Annotated in this window: 15 protein-coding genes and 2 pseudogenes; 13 read left to right on the top strand and 4 right to left on the bottom strand. The window is 73.9% G+C overall.

Annotation, left to right across the window (positions count from 1 at the left end; genetic code table 11):
• Nucleotide 1 precedes the first annotated feature (1 nt).
• The 12 genes and pseudogenes from CXR04_RS04460 to CXR04_RS04405 all read left to right on the top strand — a co-directional run bounded on the left by CXR04_RS04460 (nt 2) and on the right by CXR04_RS04405 (nt 15188).
• On the top strand, nt 2-400 hold the full coding sequence (locus CXR04_RS04460; RefSeq protein ID WP_101420590.1) for a tetratricopeptide repeat protein: 399 nt from the start codon (nt 2-4) through the stop codon (nt 398-400).
• A 24-nt stretch (nt 401-424) separates the two neighbouring features.
• The gene (locus tag CXR04_RS04455; RefSeq protein ID WP_101420589.1) at nt 425-2650 is read left to right on the top strand and encodes a protein kinase domain-containing protein; all 2226 of its coding nucleotides are present in this window, start codon (nt 425-427) and stop codon (nt 2648-2650) included.
• Complete coding sequence (locus tag CXR04_RS04450) at nt 2647-4716, top strand: protein kinase domain-containing protein (RefSeq protein ID WP_199850390.1); 2070 nt, start codon at nt 2647-2649, stop codon at nt 4714-4716. The genes CXR04_RS04455 and CXR04_RS04450 overlap by 4 nt, the downstream gene beginning before the upstream one ends.
• A gap of 77 nt (nt 4717-4793) precedes the next feature.
• Nucleotides 4794-5645 carry a DUF4132 domain-containing protein gene (locus tag CXR04_RS04445; RefSeq protein WP_234380057.1) on the top strand — a complete coding sequence of 284 codons (852 nt, stop codon included), beginning with the start codon at nt 4794-4796 and terminating at the stop codon, nt 5643-5645.
• The gene (locus CXR04_RS04440) at nt 5635-9324 is read left to right on the top strand and encodes a hypothetical protein (RefSeq protein ID WP_101420588.1); all 3690 of its coding nucleotides are present in this window, start codon (nt 5635-5637) and stop codon (nt 9322-9324) included. The genes CXR04_RS04445 and CXR04_RS04440 overlap by 11 nt, the downstream gene beginning before the upstream one ends.
• 173 nt (nt 9325-9497) lie before the next feature.
• Nucleotides 9498-9794 carry a DUF1876 domain-containing protein gene (locus CXR04_RS04435; protein ID WP_101420587.1) on the top strand — a complete coding sequence of 99 codons (297 nt, stop codon included), beginning with the start codon at nt 9498-9500 and terminating at the stop codon, nt 9792-9794.
• 77 nt (nt 9795-9871) lie between these two features.
• Nucleotides 9872-10012: pseudogene (locus tag CXR04_RS04430) on the top strand (Hsp20/alpha crystallin family protein); the annotation flags it as partial.
• A gap of 40 nt (nt 10013-10052) precedes the next feature.
• A complete protein-coding gene (locus CXR04_RS04425) occupies nt 10053-10985 on the top strand; it encodes a pyridoxamine 5'-phosphate oxidase family protein (protein ID WP_199850389.1) in 933 nt (310 codons plus the stop codon).
• Between the two features lie 66 nt (nt 10986-11051).
• Nucleotides 11052-11393 (top strand): annotated as a pseudogene (locus tag CXR04_RS04420) (cation-transporting P-type ATPase); the annotation flags it as partial.
• A gap of 6 nt (nt 11394-11399) precedes the next feature.
• Entirely contained in the window at nt 11400-11807 is a 408-nt protein-coding gene (locus CXR04_RS04415) for a cation-translocating P-type ATPase C-terminal domain-containing protein (RefSeq protein WP_267898176.1), read from the top strand.
• Nucleotides 11808-11988: 181 nt separating this feature from the next.
• Nucleotides 11989-12786, top strand: coding sequence for an HAD family hydrolase (locus CXR04_RS04410; protein WP_101420584.1), 798 nt, complete (start codon nt 11989-11991; stop codon nt 12784-12786).
• Nucleotides 12783-15188, top strand: coding sequence for a glycoside hydrolase family 65 protein (locus CXR04_RS04405; RefSeq protein ID WP_101420583.1), 2406 nt, complete (start codon nt 12783-12785; stop codon nt 15186-15188). The genes CXR04_RS04410 and CXR04_RS04405 overlap by 4 nt, the downstream gene beginning before the upstream one ends.
• A gap of 58 nt (nt 15189-15246) precedes the next feature.
• Here the strand turns inward: CXR04_RS04405 and CXR04_RS04400 are convergent, their stop codons facing one another.
• Entirely contained in the window at nt 15247-15924 is a 678-nt protein-coding gene (locus CXR04_RS04400) for a CBS domain-containing protein (RefSeq protein ID WP_101420582.1), read from the bottom strand.
• Between the two features lie 23 nt (nt 15925-15947).
• Nucleotides 15948-16820 (bottom strand): universal stress protein, encoded by an 873-nt coding sequence (locus tag CXR04_RS04395; protein ID WP_101420581.1) that lies wholly within the window; start codon nt 16818-16820, stop codon nt 15948-15950.
• A gap of 314 nt (nt 16821-17134) precedes the next feature.
• Here CXR04_RS04395 and CXR04_RS04390 point away from each other — a divergent pair, with 314 nt between their 5' ends.
• The gene (locus CXR04_RS04390; protein WP_101420580.1) at nt 17135-18307 is read left to right on the top strand and encodes a GAF domain-containing sensor histidine kinase; all 1173 of its coding nucleotides are present in this window, start codon (nt 17135-17137) and stop codon (nt 18305-18307) included.
• Nucleotides 18308-18331: 24 nt separating this feature from the next.
• Here CXR04_RS04390 and CXR04_RS04385 read toward each other — a convergent pair whose 3' ends face one another.
• Nucleotides 18332-19039 (bottom strand): response regulator, encoded by a 708-nt coding sequence (locus tag CXR04_RS04385; RefSeq protein ID WP_101420579.1) that lies wholly within the window; start codon nt 19037-19039, stop codon nt 18332-18334.
• Nucleotides 19036-19794 (bottom strand): CBS domain-containing protein, encoded by a 759-nt coding sequence (locus CXR04_RS04380; protein ID WP_101420578.1) that lies wholly within the window; start codon nt 19792-19794, stop codon nt 19036-19038. The genes CXR04_RS04385 and CXR04_RS04380 overlap by 4 nt, the downstream gene beginning before the upstream one ends.
• Nucleotides 19795-20002: the final 208 nt, after the last annotated feature.

Here is a 20002-nt window from a genome sequence, read left to right as displayed (position 1 = left end):
GGTGGCCGTGATCGACTGCCCCCTGTGCGGCCGGGCGCTGGCCGCGCCGGCGCCCGAGTGCCCGGCGTGCCGCGGCGACCTGCGTCCGCTGGCGCAGGTCGCCGCCCTCGCCGACGAGTACTTCAACCGGGCGGTCGCGCTGGCCCGTGCGCAGCAGTGGCAGAGTGCCGCCGAGCACCTGGCGGTCACCCGCGCGCTCCGCCCGAACGACGTGGACGCCATCGTCCTGCTCGCGAAGATTCGCTACCGTCAGCGGGGCGGGCAACGCACCGAGGCCACGGGGCTGCTGCGGCGTGCGCTCGAACTGGCCCCGGACCGCGAAGATGTCCGCTCGGCGCTTGAGCAGTCCGCCAGAACCCGGAGGCAGCCCCGCCAGGCGCGGCAGCGGCGCCGCCGATGAACCGTGTGAGGCAGGTGAACACGCGTGCGCGACGCGCCTTCTTCCGGGGACGGCTACGAGCGTCTCCACGACCGAGGCACCGGCGCCCTGGCGGCGGGAAACGTCCAGGAGGCGATCGAGGTCCTCGGTGAGGCCGTGCGCCTGCGCCCGGAGCTGGTGGCCGCGCACCTCGCGCTGGGCGAGTGCTTCCAGCAGACCGGCAGGCCCGAGGTCGCCCGCCGCATCTACGAGTACGCCGGCCGGCTCGACCCGACCTCGCCGCTGGCCACGGCCGCGCTCGCCGGCCTGCCCGCCAGACCGGCGTTACGGCACGCCTTCGAGCTGGGGCAGGTCGTGCGCAGCGCGGACAACACCTACCGCGTGCTGGAGCGCAGGATGGGCGCGCACGGTGCGGTGTCGATCGTGGAGCCGGCCGGGCGCAGCAGCTTCTTCGACCGCGTCGGGTACCGGCGTTACGTACTCAAGACCTTCAACATCCCGCGGCCGTGGAGCGAGGAGGACCGGGAGCGCTTCGCCAACGAGGCGAAGACCTGGATGATGCTGGACCGGCACCCCCACATCGTCACCGCGCTGTGGGTCGAACGGGTCGAGCGCCACCACTGCCTGCTGCTGGAGTACGTCTCGGGCGGCGACCTGGGCGCCGCTCTCGCCGCGGGACCGCTCGACCTGGCGCGGGCGCTCCGCTTCGGTCTGCAGTTCTGCGACGCCATGGAGTACGCGGGCCGCACCCTCGGCATCGTGCACGGGGACGTGAAGGCCGCCAACTGCCTCGTCACCGCCGACGACACGCTGAAGGTCACGGACTTCGGGCTGGCCCAGGTGTTCGGCCCCGCGCAGGCGATGGGCGGCCGGCTGCCGGAGCTGAAGCCGGCGGTGCGGGCCATCTACATGGTGCCGGGCGGCACCCGCAACTACCGGGCGCCCGAGCAGTCCAGGTACGGCGCGCGGGTGGACGTGCGCACCGACGTCTACGGGTTCGGCGTGCTGCTCTACCAGATGGTCACCGGCGACCTGCCCGTCAGCGGCAGCGTCGCGGCCGAGCACATCAGGGCGCGGTCGGACACGGACGACCTCCCGGCGGGGCTGCGGGAGCTGGTGCTCGCCTGCGTGGAGCCGGAACCGCAGCGCCGGCCGCGCAGCTTCCGCAGCGTGCGGGGCGAGCTGCAGGCCGTGTACGAGATCGTCACGCGCCGGGTGGCGCCGGAGCCGGCGAAGCCCCGGCCCGGCGACCGGGACCTGTACATCCGCCGAGGTGTGGTGCTGGACGAACTCGACCGGCACGAGGAGGCGCTGACGTGGTTCGACAAGGCGCTGACCGTGGCCCCGGGCGACGGCTGGGCGCTGCTCAACAAGGCGCTGACGCTGAGCTCGCTCGGCCGCAGGGAGGAGGCGCTGGCCTGCCTGGACGAGGCCCTCGAACGGTACCCGGGCTACCACCAGGCGCTCACCGCCAAGGCGAGGGTACTCACCACCCTGGGCCGGTATCAGGAGGCGCTGGAGTGCGCGGCCCAGATCCAGAAGGGCCCCCTGCCGGGTCCCGGCTACCTCGCGGACGCGCTGGGCGGCCTCGCGGGCGCGCCGGGCGGCCTCGGGGAGCGCCCGAAGGATGCCGCGCGCCGACCGGGCGAGAGGCCCGACGCCCGCCCCGGCCATGGGGACGGCGGGCGCAGGCGCCCGCGGGACTCCGCGCGCCCGGGCGGCCCGGCCGGCGAACGCCGCACGGCGGCGGCGGGACCCGCCCCCCTGCATTCGCCCGGGGTCATGCTCGCCTGGCAGCTCGCCGCCGCCGAGGCCGCGTGGGGACACGCGCCCGGGATCGAGCCGGCGCACCTGCTGCTCGGCGTGTGCAAGCTGGGTGACGGGGAGCTGCCGGGACCCGCCGCCGCCCTGATCCGTACACTGCCGCCGCTGCTCGCCGAACTCGACGAGCTGCGCGGCCGATTCCGCCGGGCCGGGCTGGAGGTCACCCGCTTCCGCCGCCGGCTGCGTACGAGCCTCGCCCGCCCTGCGGCGCGCCGCACCGGCTCCGGCGACGGCGTCATGCACCGGACCCCGGCCGCGCGCGAGGTCTTCCGCCGGGCAGAGGAGCTGGGGGCGCGGGCCCCGGGCGCGGACGCGGTGGTGGGCCTGACCGAACTCCTGCGGGCCCTGCTGGAGTTGCCCGCCCCGCCCTGGCGTGAGCTGGCCGCCGAGCTGGGTGTGGCCGGCGGCCTCAGGGCGCTGGCGTACGACGACGGGAGTGCCCGGTGACCACTGCGCCCTACAGCGGCGGCGTCGGCCTGGCCCTGATGCTCGCCCTGAGCGAAGCCGCCCTGGGCGGTGCGGACGAGGCGGAGCCGGTGCACTTCCTGCTGGGGATCTGCAAGGCGTGCGAGATGCCGGTGGCCGACGCCGAGCCCGATCCCGCCGCGGACCTGGCCGCGGAACTGGCGGGACTCAGGGCCACCTTCGAGCGGGCCGGGCTGGACACCGCGGCCTTCCGGCGCCGGCTCCGCGCCCTGGTGGCGCGGCCGGACCTGAGCCCCCGGGGCGACGGCATGCCGGACAGCGGTGCCGCCGCCCGCGAACTGTTCTACCGGGCGGAGGAACTGGCGGAGGAGCAGCGCGACGATGCGGTGCGTCTGCCCCACCTCCTGGCGGCCGTCCTGGAGACCCCGTCCCCGCCGTGGGCGGCGCTCGCCGCCGAGATGGGGGTCGCCGACCTGCCCGGCGCGCTGCTGCCGGACCGGCCGCCGGCCGGTGAGGACCGGGGCGGCGGTTCCGCCCGGGTGGCCTTCACGGTGCTCCAGGGACCGCTCCAGGGCAAGACGTACGAGTTCCACGAGCGTACGACGTGCATCGTCGGCCGGGCGGACGGCTGCACGCTCCAGCTTCCCGAGGACGACGAGTACTCGGGGATCTCCCGGCACCACTGCCTGCTGGACATCAACCCGCCCGATGTACGGGTGCGGGACCTCGGCAGCGCCAACGGCACCTATGTGAACGGCGAGAAGATCGGCCAGCGGGACGCCGGCCGCCCGCCGCCCGGTGCGGACCGGCTGCTGTCCTCCGAGCGGGCGCTGAAGGACGAGGACGAGATCGGGCTCGGCGACATCCGGCTGCGCGTCGGCATCCGCGTCCCCGCCCGCTGCGCCACCTGCGGCAAGGAGATCGGCGCGGAGCAGGACGGCGACCGCTGCGTGATGTGCCGTACGACACGGCCGACATCGGTGCACGAAACCACGTCGGGACCGGGACCGGGACCGGAGCCGGAGCCCGGTCCGGCGTCGCGGTCTGCGCCGGAACCGCAGCCGCGGCCGGGCGGGGACGGGAACTGCGCGGCCTGCGGCAGCCGGCTCGCGGCCGAGCGCACCGCCCAGCCCGCCGTGGACGAGCTGTGCGGCGCGTGCCAGGGCGACCCGGAGCGGGTCATGGAGCAGCTTCTCCAGGTCGCAGACGACGGCACCAGGAGGCTGCACCTGTTCGGCGGCTACACCGTCCAGCGGCAACTCGGCCGGGGCGGTATGGGCGCCGTGTACCTCGCCAGGGACCACCAGACCGACGAGCTGTGCGCGCTCAAGGTGATGCTGCCGCGGGCCGCGGGCAGCGAGACGGCCAGGGCGCGGTTCCTGCGCGAGATGTCGACGGTCGGGATGCTGCGCCACCCCCATCTCGTACGGCTGCAGGACCACGGCTGCTGGAACGGGATCTACTTCTTCGTCATGGACTACTGCGACGGCGGCGACGTCGCCGGGCTCGTCCACCGGCGGGGCGGCCGGCTGCCGGACTACCAGGCGGTCGGGATCACCCTCCAGGTGCTGGACGGCCTGGCGTACGCGCACCAGGCGGATGTCCGCGCGTACGACCGGGAGGGCCGCCCGCTCGCGGTCCGCGGGCTCGTCCACCGGGACCTGAGCCTGCGCAACATCTTCCTCGACGGCGGCGTCGCGAAGGTCGGCGACTTCGGACTGGCGAAGGCGTTCGACGCCGCCGGGCTGAGCGGGCTGACGCACACGGGCACCAGCGCGGGCAGCCCGTCGTTCGTCTCCCGGCAGCAGGTGCTCCAGTTCAAGCGCGCCCGCCCCGAGGTCGACGTCTGGTCCGCGGCGGCCTGCCTCTACTACATGCTCACCGGCTCCACCCCGCGCGACTTCCCGGCGGGCGCCGACAGGTGGCGGGTGGTCCTGGACAGCCCCGCCGTCCCGATCCGCCGCCGGAGCCCCGAGGTGCCCGAGCGGCTGGCGAAGGTGATCGACCACGCCCTCACCGAGGACCCGGCGATCGGCTTCGGCACCGCGGCGGAGTTCCGCGGTGCGCTCCTGGAAGCCCGGGCCTGAGCGCGTACGCACCCGCGCCGCGGGCCGATCGGCACGCGCCCGGACGGTTGTCAGAGGCGGCTGGCACGATGCGGGGCATGTCGACTCCACTCGTGTGGCATCCCGCCACCCACGACCACGAACTGGCTCTGGACGGAACCACCCTCAGATGCCGCAAGTCCGACGGCCGCCTGCTGCCGTCGGTACCCAGAGCCGTACGCGGCAGCTCGACGGGCGGCAAACTGTCCGAGTTGCGCGACCGGTTGGTGCGGCACGAGGAGGAGTGCGGGGCGACCGTGGAGTCCTGGCTGCTGGCCGGCATACCGGTGCCCGCCGCCCTGCTGGCCCGCGTGTGGCCCGACCCGGGCTGGCGGTCCGCGCTGGCGCACCTCGTGGTGGCCGTCGGCGGGCGGACGGGCCTGCTGACGGAGGTGGACGAGGACGGACGTACCGGCTTAGTGGCCGCGGACGGTACGCCGCACACCCCGCCCGTGGGCCCCGTGTCCCTGCCGCATCCGGTGCTGCTGTCCGAAGCGGAGCGGTGGCGGCGACTGCTCGACGAGCGCGAGGAAGCCCAGGGCGTCCCGCAGCTCGCCCGCGAGATCCACCGCCGGCCGGACGGCGCGGAGCCCGGCGCCACCGGCCTCGACGACTACGCCGGGGGCGAGTTCGCGGAGCTGCGGCACGCCACCGCCCGCGCCGCCCGGTACGGCTTCGTCATGCGCGGCGGGTTCGCGTCGGTGCGTATCGCCGAGGACGGCGTCGGTCTCCAGGCCCGCTACTGGCTGGGGGCGGACGACCCCGGCCTGCCCGCGAACACCGGCCGCCTGCTGTGGGTGGACGCCTCGGAACGGCCCGTCCCGCTGGCCGAAGTCGGCCCCGTGGCCTGGTCGGAAGGCGTACGTATGGCAGAGCTGATCCACGCGGGAAGGACGACCGATGAGCGCTGACCCGATCGCGCTGGACACCGGCCTGGCGCCCGCCGGCACCCCCGGCGGCGAGCCGGTCACCGCCCGCCGCTACACCCACCCGCTCCTCGGCGCCCGCCCCGTGGTCCGGCTGAGCGGTCAGGCCGCCGCGCCCGGCGAGGACCGGGTGCTGGCCGCCGCCGGTTTCTCCGCACCCGACGCCGGCCCACCGGTGTCGGCCGGATACCGCCGCGAGCCCGGCTACCCGGCGTGGGCCGTGCTCCACGACCCCGCCCACGCCGGCGCGGCCCTCGCCGCGGCGCCCGGGATGGCCCGCGCAGAGCGGCTCGCCCGGCCCAAGCCGGGCCCCGCGCTCGACCTGTACGGCGAGATCGCCACCACGCTGCCGGACTCCCACCTCCCGGCCTACTGGGAGCAGGTCGGCCGGGCGTTCGTCGCCGCCGGCCGGCACCGGCAGGCCGCGATGATGTTCGGCCGGGCCCGCCAGGCCGACCGGCACCTGCCGGCCGTCGACCCGGCCCGACAGCGCGCGGTCTTCCTGGAGTTCGCCCTCGCCGGGGCGCTGTCGGTCAAGGACATCAAGACGTACGTCGCGGACCTCGGCAAGCGCCCGGGCGACCCCGTCGCCGCCTACCGGGAGCTGCGCGAACTCGCCGTACGCCGCACCCTCGGCGGCCTGCCGCCCTGGCCCGACATGCTCAAGCAGCTCACCAAACTCGCCAGGGCCGCCGGCCTCGACGCGGCGGCGGAACACGGGTCCGTCCTGGAGGCCCTCGTGGAGGCGCCCGCGCTCTGGCGCGCCTCGGACGGCTTCTGGACCTCGCAGCGCAAGGCGTGGCTGGCCGCCGTCGCCACGTCGGAGGCGGTGCAGCGGCGGCTCGTGTGGCAACTGGCCGGCCTCCCGTACTCGGAGATGGACGCCTGGTGGATCGCCTTCCTCGACGAGGCGGACGCCTTCGGCCACCTCGGTGAGGACACCGGCCGGTGGCTGACCGCCATGCTCCGCCGCTACCGCGGATCCGACGAACGTCCCCCCAGGGCACCGGAGGAGCTGCTGGACCTGCTGCCCCGCCTGGCCGCGCGGCTCGGCCCGGACGAGGGCCCGCTGCGCCTCGGCGACGGCACCGCCGCGGAGTACCGCATCGACGCCGCGGTCATCGGCGGCTGCCTGGCGGCCGGGATCCCGGTGCCGGACCCGGATCCGAAGCTGCTGCTGGGGCACTGGTGGGAGCACGGCCGCGTCGACCTGGCGGCGCTGACCGCCGACGGCCGGTTCGACGGCCCGCTGGTCCGCTCCCTCCTCCAGGACAGGTGGTCCGACGAACGCTGGCAGCGGGCCTGGACGATCGAGCCGCTGCGGCCCTTCCTGCGCAGGATCGTCGACGACCGGCTGGACTGCGCCGCGTCCGGCGCCCTGCAGAGCGCCCTCGACGCGTTCGACTGGCTCTACGGCACGCTGTCCCGGCGGGCGGTGGCGGAAGTGCCGGGCCTGCTGGACCGGCTCGCCGCCGTCGACCTCGTGGCGCCGCTGACCAGGACGCTCCGCGCGGGCATCCTCGACGAACTGGGCTGGGACGCCCTGGACATCGCCGCCGCCGAGCTGAAGGGCGAGGACAACTGGTGCCGGGCGAGCTGGCCCATCCTGTCCGTGCACGACCGCCGCAAGGCCATCGCGATCGGCCCCGGCGGCAGGATCGCCGAGCACCGGCTGGTGGTGCCGAAGGGCGCCGCCCAGTTCAGCTACGACGTCCGGGCGCTCTTCTCCCAGGGCGAGTTCCAGGTCTTCCACGCCGTCAACCAGGAGCAGAGCCTGTACTGGTCGGGCGCGCCGGCCGAGATCCACACGGAGCAGGAAACCTCGTGGAAGTGGCGGTACGGCGAGAAGACCCGCTCCGGCTACACGTTCCTGGGGCCCCGCGCCCGCCGGTTCACCGGTTACCGGCCGCTGACCGTGGGCGAACGCCGGGTCGGCCCCGAGGGGCACATGTTCCACGACGGCCGCACGTACTGGTGGTACACCGGCGTGGACAAGGAGTCCCGGGTGGTGCGCCCCATCGACCCGGCCACCGGGGAACTGGGCGAGCCCGGCCTGCCCGCGTTCCTCGATCCGTCCCTGCTGGGCGGGAACGAGGGCTGGCTGATCGAGCACTCGTCGCTGGCCCCGGTCGCCACCGGCACCGCCACCACCCCGCTCGGCACGGACGGCACCCACCTGGGCTTCCGGGTCGCCTACGACCGCGTGACGGGACAGGTCCGCTACCACCGCGTCGACGGCCCCCACGGCACCGCGCTCCCGATGACCGGTTCGCTGCCGCACGGCCGCTGGTCCTCCACGCCGCCCTTCCCCTGGGGGCTCCTCGACGTGCCGGGCTCCGACCGGCGGCTGCTGCTGGACGGCGGTTACGACGTCACCGCGCGCGACCCGGAGACCGGCACGGCCCACTGGCGGGTCTACATGATGGACCAGGACTGGATCGTCAACAGCCCGTCCCCGATGGCCGCGGGCACGCGGCGCATGCCGCCGAAGGCGTTCTGGCACTTCCTGACGCCCCGTGACCTGCCGGGCTCGCGGGCGCTGCGGGACATCTCCGAGGACACCGTACGGGCCCTGCTGGCGGCGACCGCCACCTCCGCGGCGGAACTGCGGAAGGCCCTCGGCGCCCTGCTGCCCGAGGTCCGCCACGAGCTGCTCCTGGACGGCCTCACCGGGTTCTTCCAGGAGACCGACCGCCGGATACAGCACCGCGACCGGCTGCTGACAGTGCTCGACCGGCAGACCCCCCGGCTGCTGGAGGTGCCCGAACCCGACCTGGAGGGCGCCCTGGACGGGCTGGTCAGCTACTACCACGAGGGCACCGGCGGTACGGTCCGGCAGATCGAGCTGGCCGCGGCCTTCCTCGCCGGCTCGATCGACGGCGAGACGGCCATGGCCCACTGGGCGGTGCACGGCAGTCACTACGACTGGACGGAGCTGGCCGGCCGCATCGGCGGCCTCGGCGTCCGCGCCGCCAGCGCCGTCACCCCGGCCGCGTACCGCGCGGCGGTGATCGCGCTGCTGCGCTTCTGGGCCGCCTCGCCGCTGACCGATCCGGCGCTGCACCGCGGCCTGCTGGACCCGGGGGAGGACGGGGACGAGGCTCCCCCGGTGGCGCAGTCCACCGCGGAGGGCAAGGTGCTGCCGCTGGACATCGCCATGCACTTCGGCGAGTGGTCCAGGACCGAGGCGGGCAGGAACTACCGGATCAAGGCGTTCCTGCAGCGGGGCGACATGCCCCGGCCGGAGGGGTTCGTCGGTATCCGGCCGGTGACCAGGGGCTGGGGCACGGTCAAGCGGCTGCGCCGGCTGGCCGACGAGCTGGAGCGGCGCGAACCGCTGCCGTTCGACCCCGACGCGGCGGCCCATCTCGCCAAGGCCGCCGGCATCGACCGGGCGGAGGCGGCCCTGTGGCTGACCGGCCTGCCCGGAGTCGACACCAGAGGTGTCCGCACCGGGAAGAGCCTGTCGCCGGAGACCCGCGCCGTCCTGGGGCTGAAGGTGACCGAGGCGGCCGACGCCTGCGACAGGCTGTGGCGGGTGCCCACGGAGGCCCGTCTGGCGCTGTACGACGCGGCGATGCCCAACGACGCGGGACAGCTCTGGAACCAGCACCTGATGGCCGAGCGGCTGGCGGAGGCGTACCGCCGGCAGCCGTCCGGCTGACGGCTCCGGCGTGATCACGGGGCCGGGTGGTCCGGCGGCAGGGACCTTCGGCCCTGTGATCGGTGCGGCCACCGGCACACGGTGGAGGAAGAGGTGCTTTGCCAGCGGAGGCGAGAGCACGAGCGGAGCGCGCTCCGATTCCGCGCTCCGCGCCGAGACGCGGAGGGAAGACGATGACGCACAGCGTGAAATGGAACGTCGGCCTCCACCTCTTCGAGGAGGCGGGGACGACGAGGGCGCGCGTGGTGCTGGACACCTCGACCGGGCGGTTCACCGGGCACGGGGACGCGCACAGGAATCCCGCGGACCCCGACGTGCCCGAGATCGGTGACGAACTGGCCGCCGGCCGGGCGCTGGACGACCTCGGCAGGCAACTGGTGGACGTCGCCCGGCGCGACGTCGAGGCGGTCGAGGCTTCCGGGCGGGATGCGCGCCCGGGCGACGGCTGGCCGTCCCCGGACCGGATGTGAGGAGACCGGCCGGCGGCGTAGCCAGTCCGTCGTAGCAGCGGGGCCTTGAGACGTGGGATCCGTTCGGCCGCCATGTCGGGGAGTTCGACTACCACGCCATTCTGCCGTCGAACTCGGACACCGGTCACGTCAGCGCGGAACCGACCAACGGCGTCCTCACCATCCGCGTTCCGAAGGCAGAGAAGACCGGGTCGCGGCGTATCGAGATCGGGGGCTGACCGCCGGCCCCGGCAGCATGACGAGGAGGCAATGGCGATCATGAGAGCCGAACCAGGCGATCAACTCGTGGTGGAGAGTCCTGCTACCGGAGCCGCCGGACGCGATGGCGAGATCGTCGGAGTCCGCCATGCGGATGGCACGCCTCCCTACGAGGTGCGCTGGTCGGACACGGACGAGGTGACGCTCGTCTGTCCCGGGCCCGACGCACACGTCCGCGGCCCCGGGCACCCGCCCCGGGGCGAAGCCGAGTCCGGCCGGTCGCGTACGGACCGCACGGGGGAGCGGGCAAGCGCCGAGCCGCACGCAACCACGCAGGTCAGGCCGCCCCATCCCGGTGACATCGGCCGTCGCGTGTCCGCGGAGCGCAGACGCCGGGGGCTGAGCCGGGAAGAGACGGCCCACCGGGCCGGAATGGCGCCGGAATACCTGGCATACCTCGAAGAACAGGCCGCCGACCCGACGGCGACCTGCCTCGCCCGCCTGGCCGGTGTGCTGGGCACGACCCCCGTCGCGCTGCGGGGCGGCGGCGGCATCGACCGGCCGCCCGGCCAGGGGCAGGCGCTCCGGCACCCCCGGATACGGGATCTCGGCCCGGACGAGTGCCGCAGGCTGCTGTCCGCCTCCGGTGTAGGGCGGGTAGCGGTCTCGACACCGCAGGGCCCGGCGGTGGTTCCGGTCAACTACGAGGTCGTCGACGAGTCGATCGCCTATCGGACCGTGCCGGACTCGGCTCCGGCGGCAGCCGTGGGATCGGAGGTCGCTTTCGAGGTCGACCACCTGGACGAGGACATGGGCCAGGGCTGGAGCGTGCTGGTCGTCGGACCTGCGCGAGTGGTGACCGACCCCGGCGCCGTAAGGAGACTGGCCGAGGGCGCCCACTCCGCACCGTGGGCCGGGGGCGAACGGGAGATGTGGGTCTCGATCCGGCCCAGGCGCATCACCGGACGCCGCGTCACGGAGGACGGACAGTAGCCTGGAGCGCCGGGCTGGTGACGCGCCGCCGCCGGCCGGCTCTGCCGGGAGCCCGCGGCGCGGCTTGCCCGCCACGGGCCCAACGAGATCCCCGCGGAGCCGCGAACCCCGGTGGTACGGCGCGTGCTGCAGCAGTTGCGCGACCCGCTGATCCTCGTGCTGCTCGTGGCCGCCGCCCTGACGCTGGCCACCGGCGATCTCTCGGACGCGACCGTGACCCTCTTCGTGATCACCGTGGTCGGTGTCGCACAGGAGATGCGGGCGGAACAGGCGGTCATGGCCCTGTCCGCCATGAGCGCCCCCGCCGCCCGGGTGGTGCGGGACGGTACCGAACGCTCCGTGCCGGCAGCCGAGGTCGTGCCCGGCGACCTGGTCCTCCCGAACCTCGAAGTCCATCGCACCCCTTGAGCTGGGGTGTTGCAACGACCACTAGAACGGAAGCGTACGGCGGGGGCCTTCATCGCCGTCGTGACCCTGGTGGTCGGCGTCTGGGCCCGGGAGACCGGCCGGTCCTGGCAGTCCATGATGTTCCTGATCCTCGGCGCCACGCAGCTCGGCGTGGCGCTCGGCTCCCGGGCCCGTCCGGGCAGTATGGCCAATCCGTTTCTGCTGGTCGCGGTCGGCGCAGCCCTGGGCCTCCAGGTCGCCGGCGTGTACCTGCCGCCCCTGCGGGAGCTGCTGGGCACGGAGCCGCTTCCGCTCACCGACCTGGTGATCGTCTGCGCGGTGTCCGGCCTCGGCCACGTCGCCATGCGCCTCCAGGCCCGGCTCTGGCCGGAACGGCCACCGAGCGGCGGCCCGCCGCGTCCGCAACGGCGTTGAGGCCGGCACCCGGCACGCTCCTCGCACATACCGCCGCGATCCCGAACGCGGAGCGGGACGTACCGGCGCCCGGCCGACGGCATCCGGGTGCTGTCTGACGCCGGCAGTCGGCCGCTCCCGGGCAGGTCCCCGCCGTGGTGCCGGACGGCCGTACGGTTACCCGCGAGAGGAGGCGGTGCCGATGCCCGCTGCCGCACCCGGTGAACCGGCCGGCACCCACCCTGCACGGCTCGGGCCGCGGCTGGACGGTCTGCACGCCGTGGTGTTCGACACCGACGGTGTCATCACCGACTCGGCCCGGATCCACGCCGCGGCCTGGCAGCTCGCCTTCGACGCGGCCCTGCGCGCCCGCCCGCCCGCCGACCCGGCGCTGCGCGGGCCGTTCGACCCGGTCGAGGACTACCGGCGGCATGTCGACGGCAAGTCCCGCATCGACGGTGCGCAGGACTTCCTTGCGGCACGCGGGATGGCTCTGCCCCTCGGCGGGCCCGCAGACCCCCCGGGCACCGGCAGCGTGTGGGCGGTGGCCGCGGCCAAGGAGAGGGCCTTCACCACCTGCCTTGCGGAACACGGAGTGGCGGCGTTCCCGGGCAGCGTACAGCTGCTGGACCGGCTGCGCCGGGCCGGGCTGCCGTGCGCGGCCGTCTCCGCCTCCCGGCACGCCCGGGACCTGCTGCTCCGCGCCGGTGCAGGGGACTACTTCGCCTGTCTGGTCGACGGCACGGACAGCGCCCGGCTGGGCCTGAAGGGCAAGCCCGCGCCGGACCTCTTCCTCGAAGCCGCCCGCCGGCTGGGGACGGAGCCGCACGACGCCGCCGTCGTCGAGGACGCCCTCGCCGGCGTCGAAGCGGGCCGGGCCGGTGGCTTCGCCCTGGTGATCGGGGTGGACCGCACCGGCACCGGGGCGGGCGCCGCGGACCTGGAACGTCGCGGCGCGCACCTGGTGATCCGCGACCTGTCGGAGCTGCTCGACCCGTGAGCGACGACTGGACCTGGACGTACGAGGGTTACGACCCGCGGCAGGAACGGCTGCGGGAGGCGCTGTGCACGCTGGGCAACGGCAACTTCGCCACCCGCGGGGCCGCTCCCGAGTCCGGTGCCGACGAAGCCCACTACCCGGGCACGTACGCCGCCGGCGTCTACAACCGTCTCACCTCCACCGTCTCCGGCCGTCAGGTCGAGAACGAGGACATGGTCAACCTGCCGAACTGGCTGCCGCTGCGCTTCCGCGCCCGCCCGCGCGGCGCGGCCCCCGGCCGCTGGCTGACCACCGCTGACGCCGACCCCGTCGCGTACCGGCAGCGTCTGCGGCTGCGAACCGGCGTACTGGAGCGCAGCGCGGTCTTCACCGACGCCGAAGGGCGCCGGATCGGGCTGGCCGAGACCCGCCTGGTCCACATGGGCGTACCGCACCTGGCAGCCCTGCGCACCATACTGACCCCGCTCGGCTGGTCGGGAGAGCTGGAGGTCGAAGCGGCGCTCGACGGCTCCGTGACCAACTCCGGCGTCGCGCGGTACCGCTCGTTCGCCGGCCGCCACCTCACCCGCGTCCACACCGGCTCCGACGGTCCCGACACCGTGTGGCTGTGCTGCCGTACGAGCGCCTCCGGCGTGCGTATCGCCGTGGCGGCCCGCACCCGCGTCGTGGCGGGTGACGTCACCGGCTCCCGGCCCGTACGCCACGGCGACTGCGGCATCGCCCGACTCCTGTTCGTACGGGCCGTGGCCGGCGAGCCGGTCACCGTGGAGAAGACCGTGGCGCTGTCCACCTCGCGGGACCCCGCGATCGCCGACCCGCTCCGGACCGCCCGTGAACATGCCTCCCGGAGCCCGGACTTCACCGCTCTCCTGGCCTCCCACACCGCCGCCTGGGATCACCTGTGGCAGCGCACCGGTCTCTGCGTACCCGGGGAGGCCGGGACCATTCTGCGGCTGCACCTCTTCCACCTGCTGCAGAGCCTCTCCCCGCACATCACCCACCTCGACGCCGGGGTGCCCGCGCGCGGCCTGCACGGCGAGGCGTACCGCGGGCACGTCTTCTGGGACGAGCTGTTCGTGCTGCCCTATCTGAATCTCCACCTGCCGGAGGTCTCCCGCGCCCTGCTCGACTACCGCCACCGGCGCCTGCCCGTGGCCCGCCGGGCCGCCGCGGCGGCCGGGTACCGCGGCGCCATGTATCCCTGGCAGAGCGGCAGCGACGGCCGCGAGGAGGCCCAGGAGGTGCATCTCAACCCGCGCTCGGGCCGCTGGCTCCCGGATCACAGCCGACTGCAGCACCACGTGGGCCTGGCCGTCGCCTACAACGTCTGGCAGTACGGGCAGGCCACCGGTGACACCGCGTACCTGTACGGCAGAGGCGCCGAGACGGTACTGGAGGTGGCGCGCTTCTTCGCGGACCTCACCGTCTGGGACCCGGCGTACGGCCGCCACCGCATCCGCGGGGTGCTCGGCCCCGACGAGTTCCACGACGCCTACCCGGATGCCGGCCGGCCGGGCCTCGACGACAACGCATACACCAACGTCCTCGCGGCCTGGGTGCTGGCGCGCGCGCTCGAACTCCTCGCCGTGCTGCCCGAGGCGCGCCGGCGCGAGCTGGCCGGGCGGATGCGGCTGGGGGAGGAGGAGACGACGCGCTGGGAGGAGGTCTCCCGCACCCTCCACGTGCCCTTCCACCGCGACGTGATCAGCCAGTTCGAGGGCTACGGCGAGCTCACCGAGTTCGACTGGGCCGGCTACCGCAGCCGCTACGACGACATCCGCCGCCTCGACCGGATCCTCGAATCCGAAGGCGACTCGGTCAACCGCTATCAGGCATCGAAGCAGGCTGACGTCCTCATACTCGGCTACCTCTTCTCCCCGGCCGAACTCGGGGATCTCTTCGGCAGGCTGGGTCACCGTTTCGACGACGAGCTCTGGCGCCGCACGGTCGACTACTACCTGGCCCGCACCAGTCACGGCTCGACCCTCTCCAGCCTCGTGCACGGCTGGGTGCTGGCCCGGGCCCGTCGCAGCACGGCCTGGACCTACTGCCTGGAGGCGCTCTCCAGCGACGTGGCCGACATCCAGGGCGGCACCACCGGCGAGGGCATTCACCTCGGGGCCATGGCAGGCACACTCGACATGGTCCAGCGCGGCCTGACGGGACTGGTGATCCGTGAGGACGCGCTGTGGCTCGACCCCGTGCCGGTGCCGCAGATGTCCGAGTACGTGCTGCGCTTGCGCTACCGGGGCCACCGCGGCATCGAACTGCGCCTGCGCGCCGGCCGGCTCCATGTCGACGTCCCGCAGTCAGCAGAGCCGCCGCTGACCCTCGTCCTGCCGGACCGCACCGTCACCGTCGGGCCGGGCGAGTCCCGCCGGCTCCGGCTTCCCGATGCCTGAACGGTTCCGTACGGCAGCGAATCCCCGGAGCGCCGCAGCCAGCGGCTCCTACGCGGGCTCAGGCGGCCCGGAGCGGAGTGCGGCCGACATCGTCCACCCGGAAGGACAGGCGGTCCGTGACGCCGACCACGCCGTCCACGGAGTTGCAGAGCCGCACGATGATCGGGATCAGGCTCCTGCTCTCCACCAGTCCCTGCAGCGTCACCCGACCGCCTTCCACACCGACCGACACCTGGTCGGGTGCCAGGCCGACGGTGTCATGCAGGACGTCGTGCTCGATCTCCTCCCGGACGGCGTCGTCCTTGCGGAGGAATATCTGTAGGAGGTCCCGCCGGCTGATGATGCCGAGCAGCCGGTCGACGTCGTCCACCACCGGCAGTCGCTTGATGTGCTGCACCTCCATGAGCTGAGCGGCTTCGACGACGTTCCAGTCGGGGCGGGCGCAGACGGCGGGGGCGGACATCAGCTCCTCGGCACGGGCACCTTCCGCCTTGGCGCGTTCCCACGCTTCGAGAGGGGGCAGGGGGACCCGTCCGCCGGTTCCGGGCCGGTCACTGGCTTTACGCAGCAGATCGGCTTCCGACACCACGCCGACGGGCCGGCCACCGCTGTCGACCACGGGGAGCGCGGCGATCTCGTTCTCCGTCAGCAGGCGGGCGACTTCTTGGAACGGCGTGTCGTAACGGGCGCTGACGACATCCCGCGTCATCAGATCGCTGACCTTGCGGTGCTGCATCTTCCCTCCCACGTTCGGGGTGGTCACTCGTGCGGGACGACGGCGACGGGTGCGGTGGCGTGGTGCATCAGGGCGTGCGTCACCGGGCCGATCAGCGTCGGGAACATCCGGTGCTTGTGTGCACGGCGTCCCCCGACGAGCAGTTGAGCGCCGGCGCTCTCTTCCAGCAGACGCGGCGCCACCTCGCCGTCCAGCAGGACGCGCTCCGCCTCCACCTCCGGATAGCGTGCCCGCCAGCCGGCGAGGGCGGAGTCGAGGTTCTCCTGCGCCACGGTCCTGAGATCCGAGCCGACCTTCGGGTCGGGCAGTGCCGACGGGTAGGCGTAGATGGACGAGCGCCGCCACATGTGGACGACGCGGAGCAGGCTGCCGGTCCGGTGGGCGGTGGCGAATGCGAACTCCAGCACGGGGTCGAACCCGTGGTCGAGATCCACCCCCACCACCACGGGGAGCTCGCCGTCCGCGGTGTCCGGGTGCCAGTCCTCCCGTACGAGGACGGTGGGCCCGGTGGCGTGCGCAACCACCGGCAACGCCACACTTCCGGTGAAGAAGCCCGAGGCCGCACCGATGCCCCGCGACCCCAGGACGAGAAGTTCTCCGTCCTGCGCCTCGTCCAGAAGTGCCTTCACCGCCGTCTCCGACGTCGCGCCACCGCTGATCTCCACTTCCGGATACCGTTCCGCCGTCTCCCGGCACGCGGTGGCGATCCGGTCCCGGACCCACTCCTCGTGCAGTGAGCCGCCCGGGGCGGCCTGCCGGCTACTCATGGACGACGCCTCGGCGTGGACGATACGCAGGGAGCTGCGGCGCGCGGCCGCTTCCGCCGCCGCCCACCGGACCGCCGCCATGCTCGGATCCGAGCCGTCTACGCCGACCACCACGTGCCGCGTTGTCATTGCTGCCTCCCCGGGGGGAACCGACCGGGCGGCGTGGTCACGACCGCAGCCCGGTCACGGAAGAGCGTCACGGCATTGGACATGCCGCTCCTTCAGCGTGCCGCGGCGGCGGCAGGCTGCACGAGGGCCGTACGGGTTCATCGCCGGGACCATCGGGCACACCGATCCTCCCGGCGGTGGGCGGACCGACCGGAGGCGGCGCGGGCATGACGCATCGTGACATTCCTGCTCCGGAAGCAGGCCGCGAAAACTGGCGTTAACCTGAGAAAAGTGCACGAGTGACGTGCCACGGAGGGTCGGTGAATGAACAGAGCGTGAGCCCTTACAGGCGTCGGCCGGGCGAGCTGATACGTCGGCGGGAACCGCCGCGGTTCACCGAACGCTGGCTTGAGGCCACCGCGGACGTCACTGCCGGCCTGCTCTCCGGGCTGGAGGAACCCGCCGTCCTGGAGATGATCGTCGAGCGCGCCCGCCGCATTCTGCGGACGGATCTCGGAGTCCTCGCCCTGGCCGAGGGCGGCTCAGGGCGTCTGCGGGTGGCGCTGGCCTCGGGCGCGGAGGCGGAGACGTACCAGGGCGTGCTCCTGCCCCGCCGCGGATCGTTCGCCGGAGCTGCCGCCGAGGCCGGGAGACCGATCACGAGCACCGACCTCTCCCGTGATCCGCGGATCACCGCGGGGTCGCCCGGTGTGCGGAGACCGGGACCGGCGGTGGCCGTCCCCATGGTCGCCGAGGAGGGGGTCAGGGGCGTGCTCCTGCTCGCGCGCAGCGATCCGCTCGATGTGTTCACCGAGGTGGAGACCGGTCCGCTGCTCGCCTTCGCGGGGCAGGCCGCAATCGCCATGGAACTCGCCGATCGCCGGCGCGACGCCGAACAAGTCGCTCTGCTGAAGGACCGCGACCGCATTGCACGGGACCTGCACGACCTTGCGATCCAGCGGCTGTTCGCCACCGGCATCTCGGTGCAGAGCGCGCTGCGCTTCGTCGAGCACGAGGAAGCCCGGGCCCGCCTGATGCGTGCCGTGGACGATCTGGACGAGACCACCCGGATCATCCGCTCGACGATCTTCGGCCTCCGCACCGGGCGGGAGACGGCGGGCGGCGGCCTGCGTGCCCACGTCGTCCGGGCCGTGGAGGACGCCGTGCCGGTGCTCGGGTTCACCCCCTCCCTCCGCCTGGAGGGCCTCATCGACACGGACGTGCCCGCGGACGTCGCCGACGAGGTCCGGGCGGTGCTGGGGGAGGCGCTCACCAACGTCGGCCGGCACGCCCGGGCGACCGCCGCCGAGGTGGTGCTGACCGTGACCGACGGCACGGCCACTCTGTCTGTACGGGACGACGGGGTGGGCATGCCGCGCGGCGGTCGGCGCAGCGGACTCGCGAACCTCGCCGATCGCGCGGAGAAGCTGGGCGGACGGTTCTCCGTCACCGCTCCGCGGGAGGGCGGCACGTGCGTCACCTGGTCAGTGCCCCTCACCCGTCGATGACCGGCCGGCGCCTCCGGGTTCTGGTCAGCCCTCCCGGGTACCGTCGCCGTCCGGCCGCACGCCCGCCTCCGAGGCGATGACGGCGGCCTGGATGCGGCGCTCCACGCCGAGCTTGCTCAGCAGCCGGGAGATGTTGTTCTTGACCGTTTTCTCCGAGAGGTAGAGCCGCTCGCCGATCTCGCGGTTGGTGAGTCCTTCGCCGATCAGGCCGAGGATCTCCCGCTCCCGGGGCGCGAGGCCGGAAAGCGCCCCTTCCTCCCCGGACTCCTCGGGCTCGCCCCGGAGGTTGTCCAGCAGCCGGCCTGTCGTGGCCGGATCCAGCATCGACTGCCCCGAGGCGACCGTGCGCACGGCCGCAACCAGGTCGGAGTCCTTGATCTGCTTGAGTACGTAGCCCGCGGCCCCCGCCAGAATCGCGTCCAGCAGCGCCTCGTCGTCGTCGAAGGAGGTGAGCATCAGGCAGGGGAGGTCCGGCATCCGGGAGCGCAGCTCCCGGCACACCGCGATGCCGTCGCCGTCCGGGAGCCTGACGTCGAGGACCGCCACGTCGGGCCGGAGCGCGGGGCCGCGGGCCACGGCCTCCTCGGCCGTCGACGCCTCTCCCGCCACCCGGATGTCGGGCTCGTCCTCCAGCAGGTCCCGCAGCCCGCGCCGCACCACGTCGTGATCGTCCAGTAGGAAGACCCGGATCGGTGCCGCGGCGGAGGCGGCGAACCCGTCCGGTCCGGTCACGTCGGCTCCGCCGGCGGTGGGGCGGTTGCGTCTCCGGGGCCGTCGTCCCCTTCGTACCCCGGAGAGGTCGCCTCCCGCCGGCGTTCCTGCGCGTCTTCGCCGGGCGCGCCGTCGGGTCGCTCCAGCCGGAACCCGACGTCCACGACGCCTTCGACCGCCCGCGCCATCCGCGCCGCCAGCGGCACGAGCGAGGTGTTGCGAAACCAGCCCGTGAGCGTCACGACACCCTTGTCGACCTGCGCGTGCACGGTGGCCCCGCCGAGGGGGAACAGGGGGTCGAGGACCTGCCGCTGCACGTCCTCCGCGATGTCCTGATCGGACCGGAGGAAGACCTTCAGCAGGTCGCCGCGGCTGACGACGCCGGTCAGGTGCCCCTCACCGTCAACGACCGGCAGCCGCTTCAAGCGCCGCAGCGCCATCGCCCGCGCGGCCTCCGCGAGGGTGGCGTCGGCCCGTACCGAGACGGCGGGTGTGGTCATGAGGTCACGCGCGACGACCGCACCGGCCTTCACGATGCCCTCCGGCCGCCGGTCCCGGTCCGCCACGGACAGCGCGCTGTCGCGGTACTCCTCCTTGGGCAGCAGATCGGCCTCCGACACCACGCCCGTGACCCGGCCGTCGCCCTCCAGCACGGGCAGCGCGCTGACCCGCCACTTCCGCATCGTTTCTGCGATCTCCTTGAAAGAAGCCTCCGGCCCGACCGCCACGACCGTCTGCGTCATGACGTCACTGACCAGATACGGCGAATGATTCACGACGATCCTTCCGGGGCCGGGACAGGGTGCGGGCCACGCGCCGGTGAGCAAGTTCGAGCTACCACTCCGGCGGGGCAACCTGCTTGTGCGCGCCGGACTTTCACCCGGACGGCGCACAGACCGCACCCGCTCGGGCGGCACCCGCCCGGTGGCTCCCCCGGGCGTCGTGGCGCGGCACCGGCACGGGCGGGCCCGGCCGGGACCCTTG

This window comes from Streptomyces sp. CMB-StM0423, assembly GCF_002847285.1.
GTDB lineage: Bacteria > Actinomycetota > Actinomycetes > Streptomycetales > Streptomycetaceae > Streptomyces.
The sequence above is the reverse complement of the archived record's forward strand: the minus strand, read 5'-3'. Positions and strand labels throughout refer to the sequence as shown.

Bases quoted from the DNA above. Each gene is read 5' to 3' on its own strand.
- CXR04_RS04445 (WP_234380057.1), top strand. From the start codon at position 4,794: ATGTCGACTCCACTCGTGTGGCATCCCGCCACCCACGACCACGAACTG.
- CXR04_RS04440 (WP_101420588.1), top strand. From the start codon at position 5,635: ATGAGCGCTGACCCGATCGCGCTGGACACCGGCCTGGCGCCCGCCGGC.
- CXR04_RS04435 (WP_101420587.1), top strand. From the start codon at position 9,498: ATGACGCACAGCGTGAAATGGAACGTCGGCCTCCACCTCTTCGAGGAG.
- CXR04_RS04425 (WP_199850389.1), top strand. From the start codon at position 10,053: ATGAGAGCCGAACCAGGCGATCAACTCGTGGTGGAGAGTCCTGCTACC.
- CXR04_RS04410 (WP_101420584.1), top strand. From the start codon at position 11,989: ATGCCCGCTGCCGCACCCGGTGAACCGGCCGGCACCCACCCTGCACGG.
- CXR04_RS04400 (WP_101420582.1), bottom strand. From the start codon at position 15,924: ATGCAGCACCGCAAGGTCAGCGATCTGATGACGCGGGATGTCGTCAGC.
- CXR04_RS04395 (WP_101420581.1), bottom strand. From the start codon at position 16,820: ATGACAACGCGGCACGTGGTGGTCGGCGTAGACGGCTCGGATCCGAGC.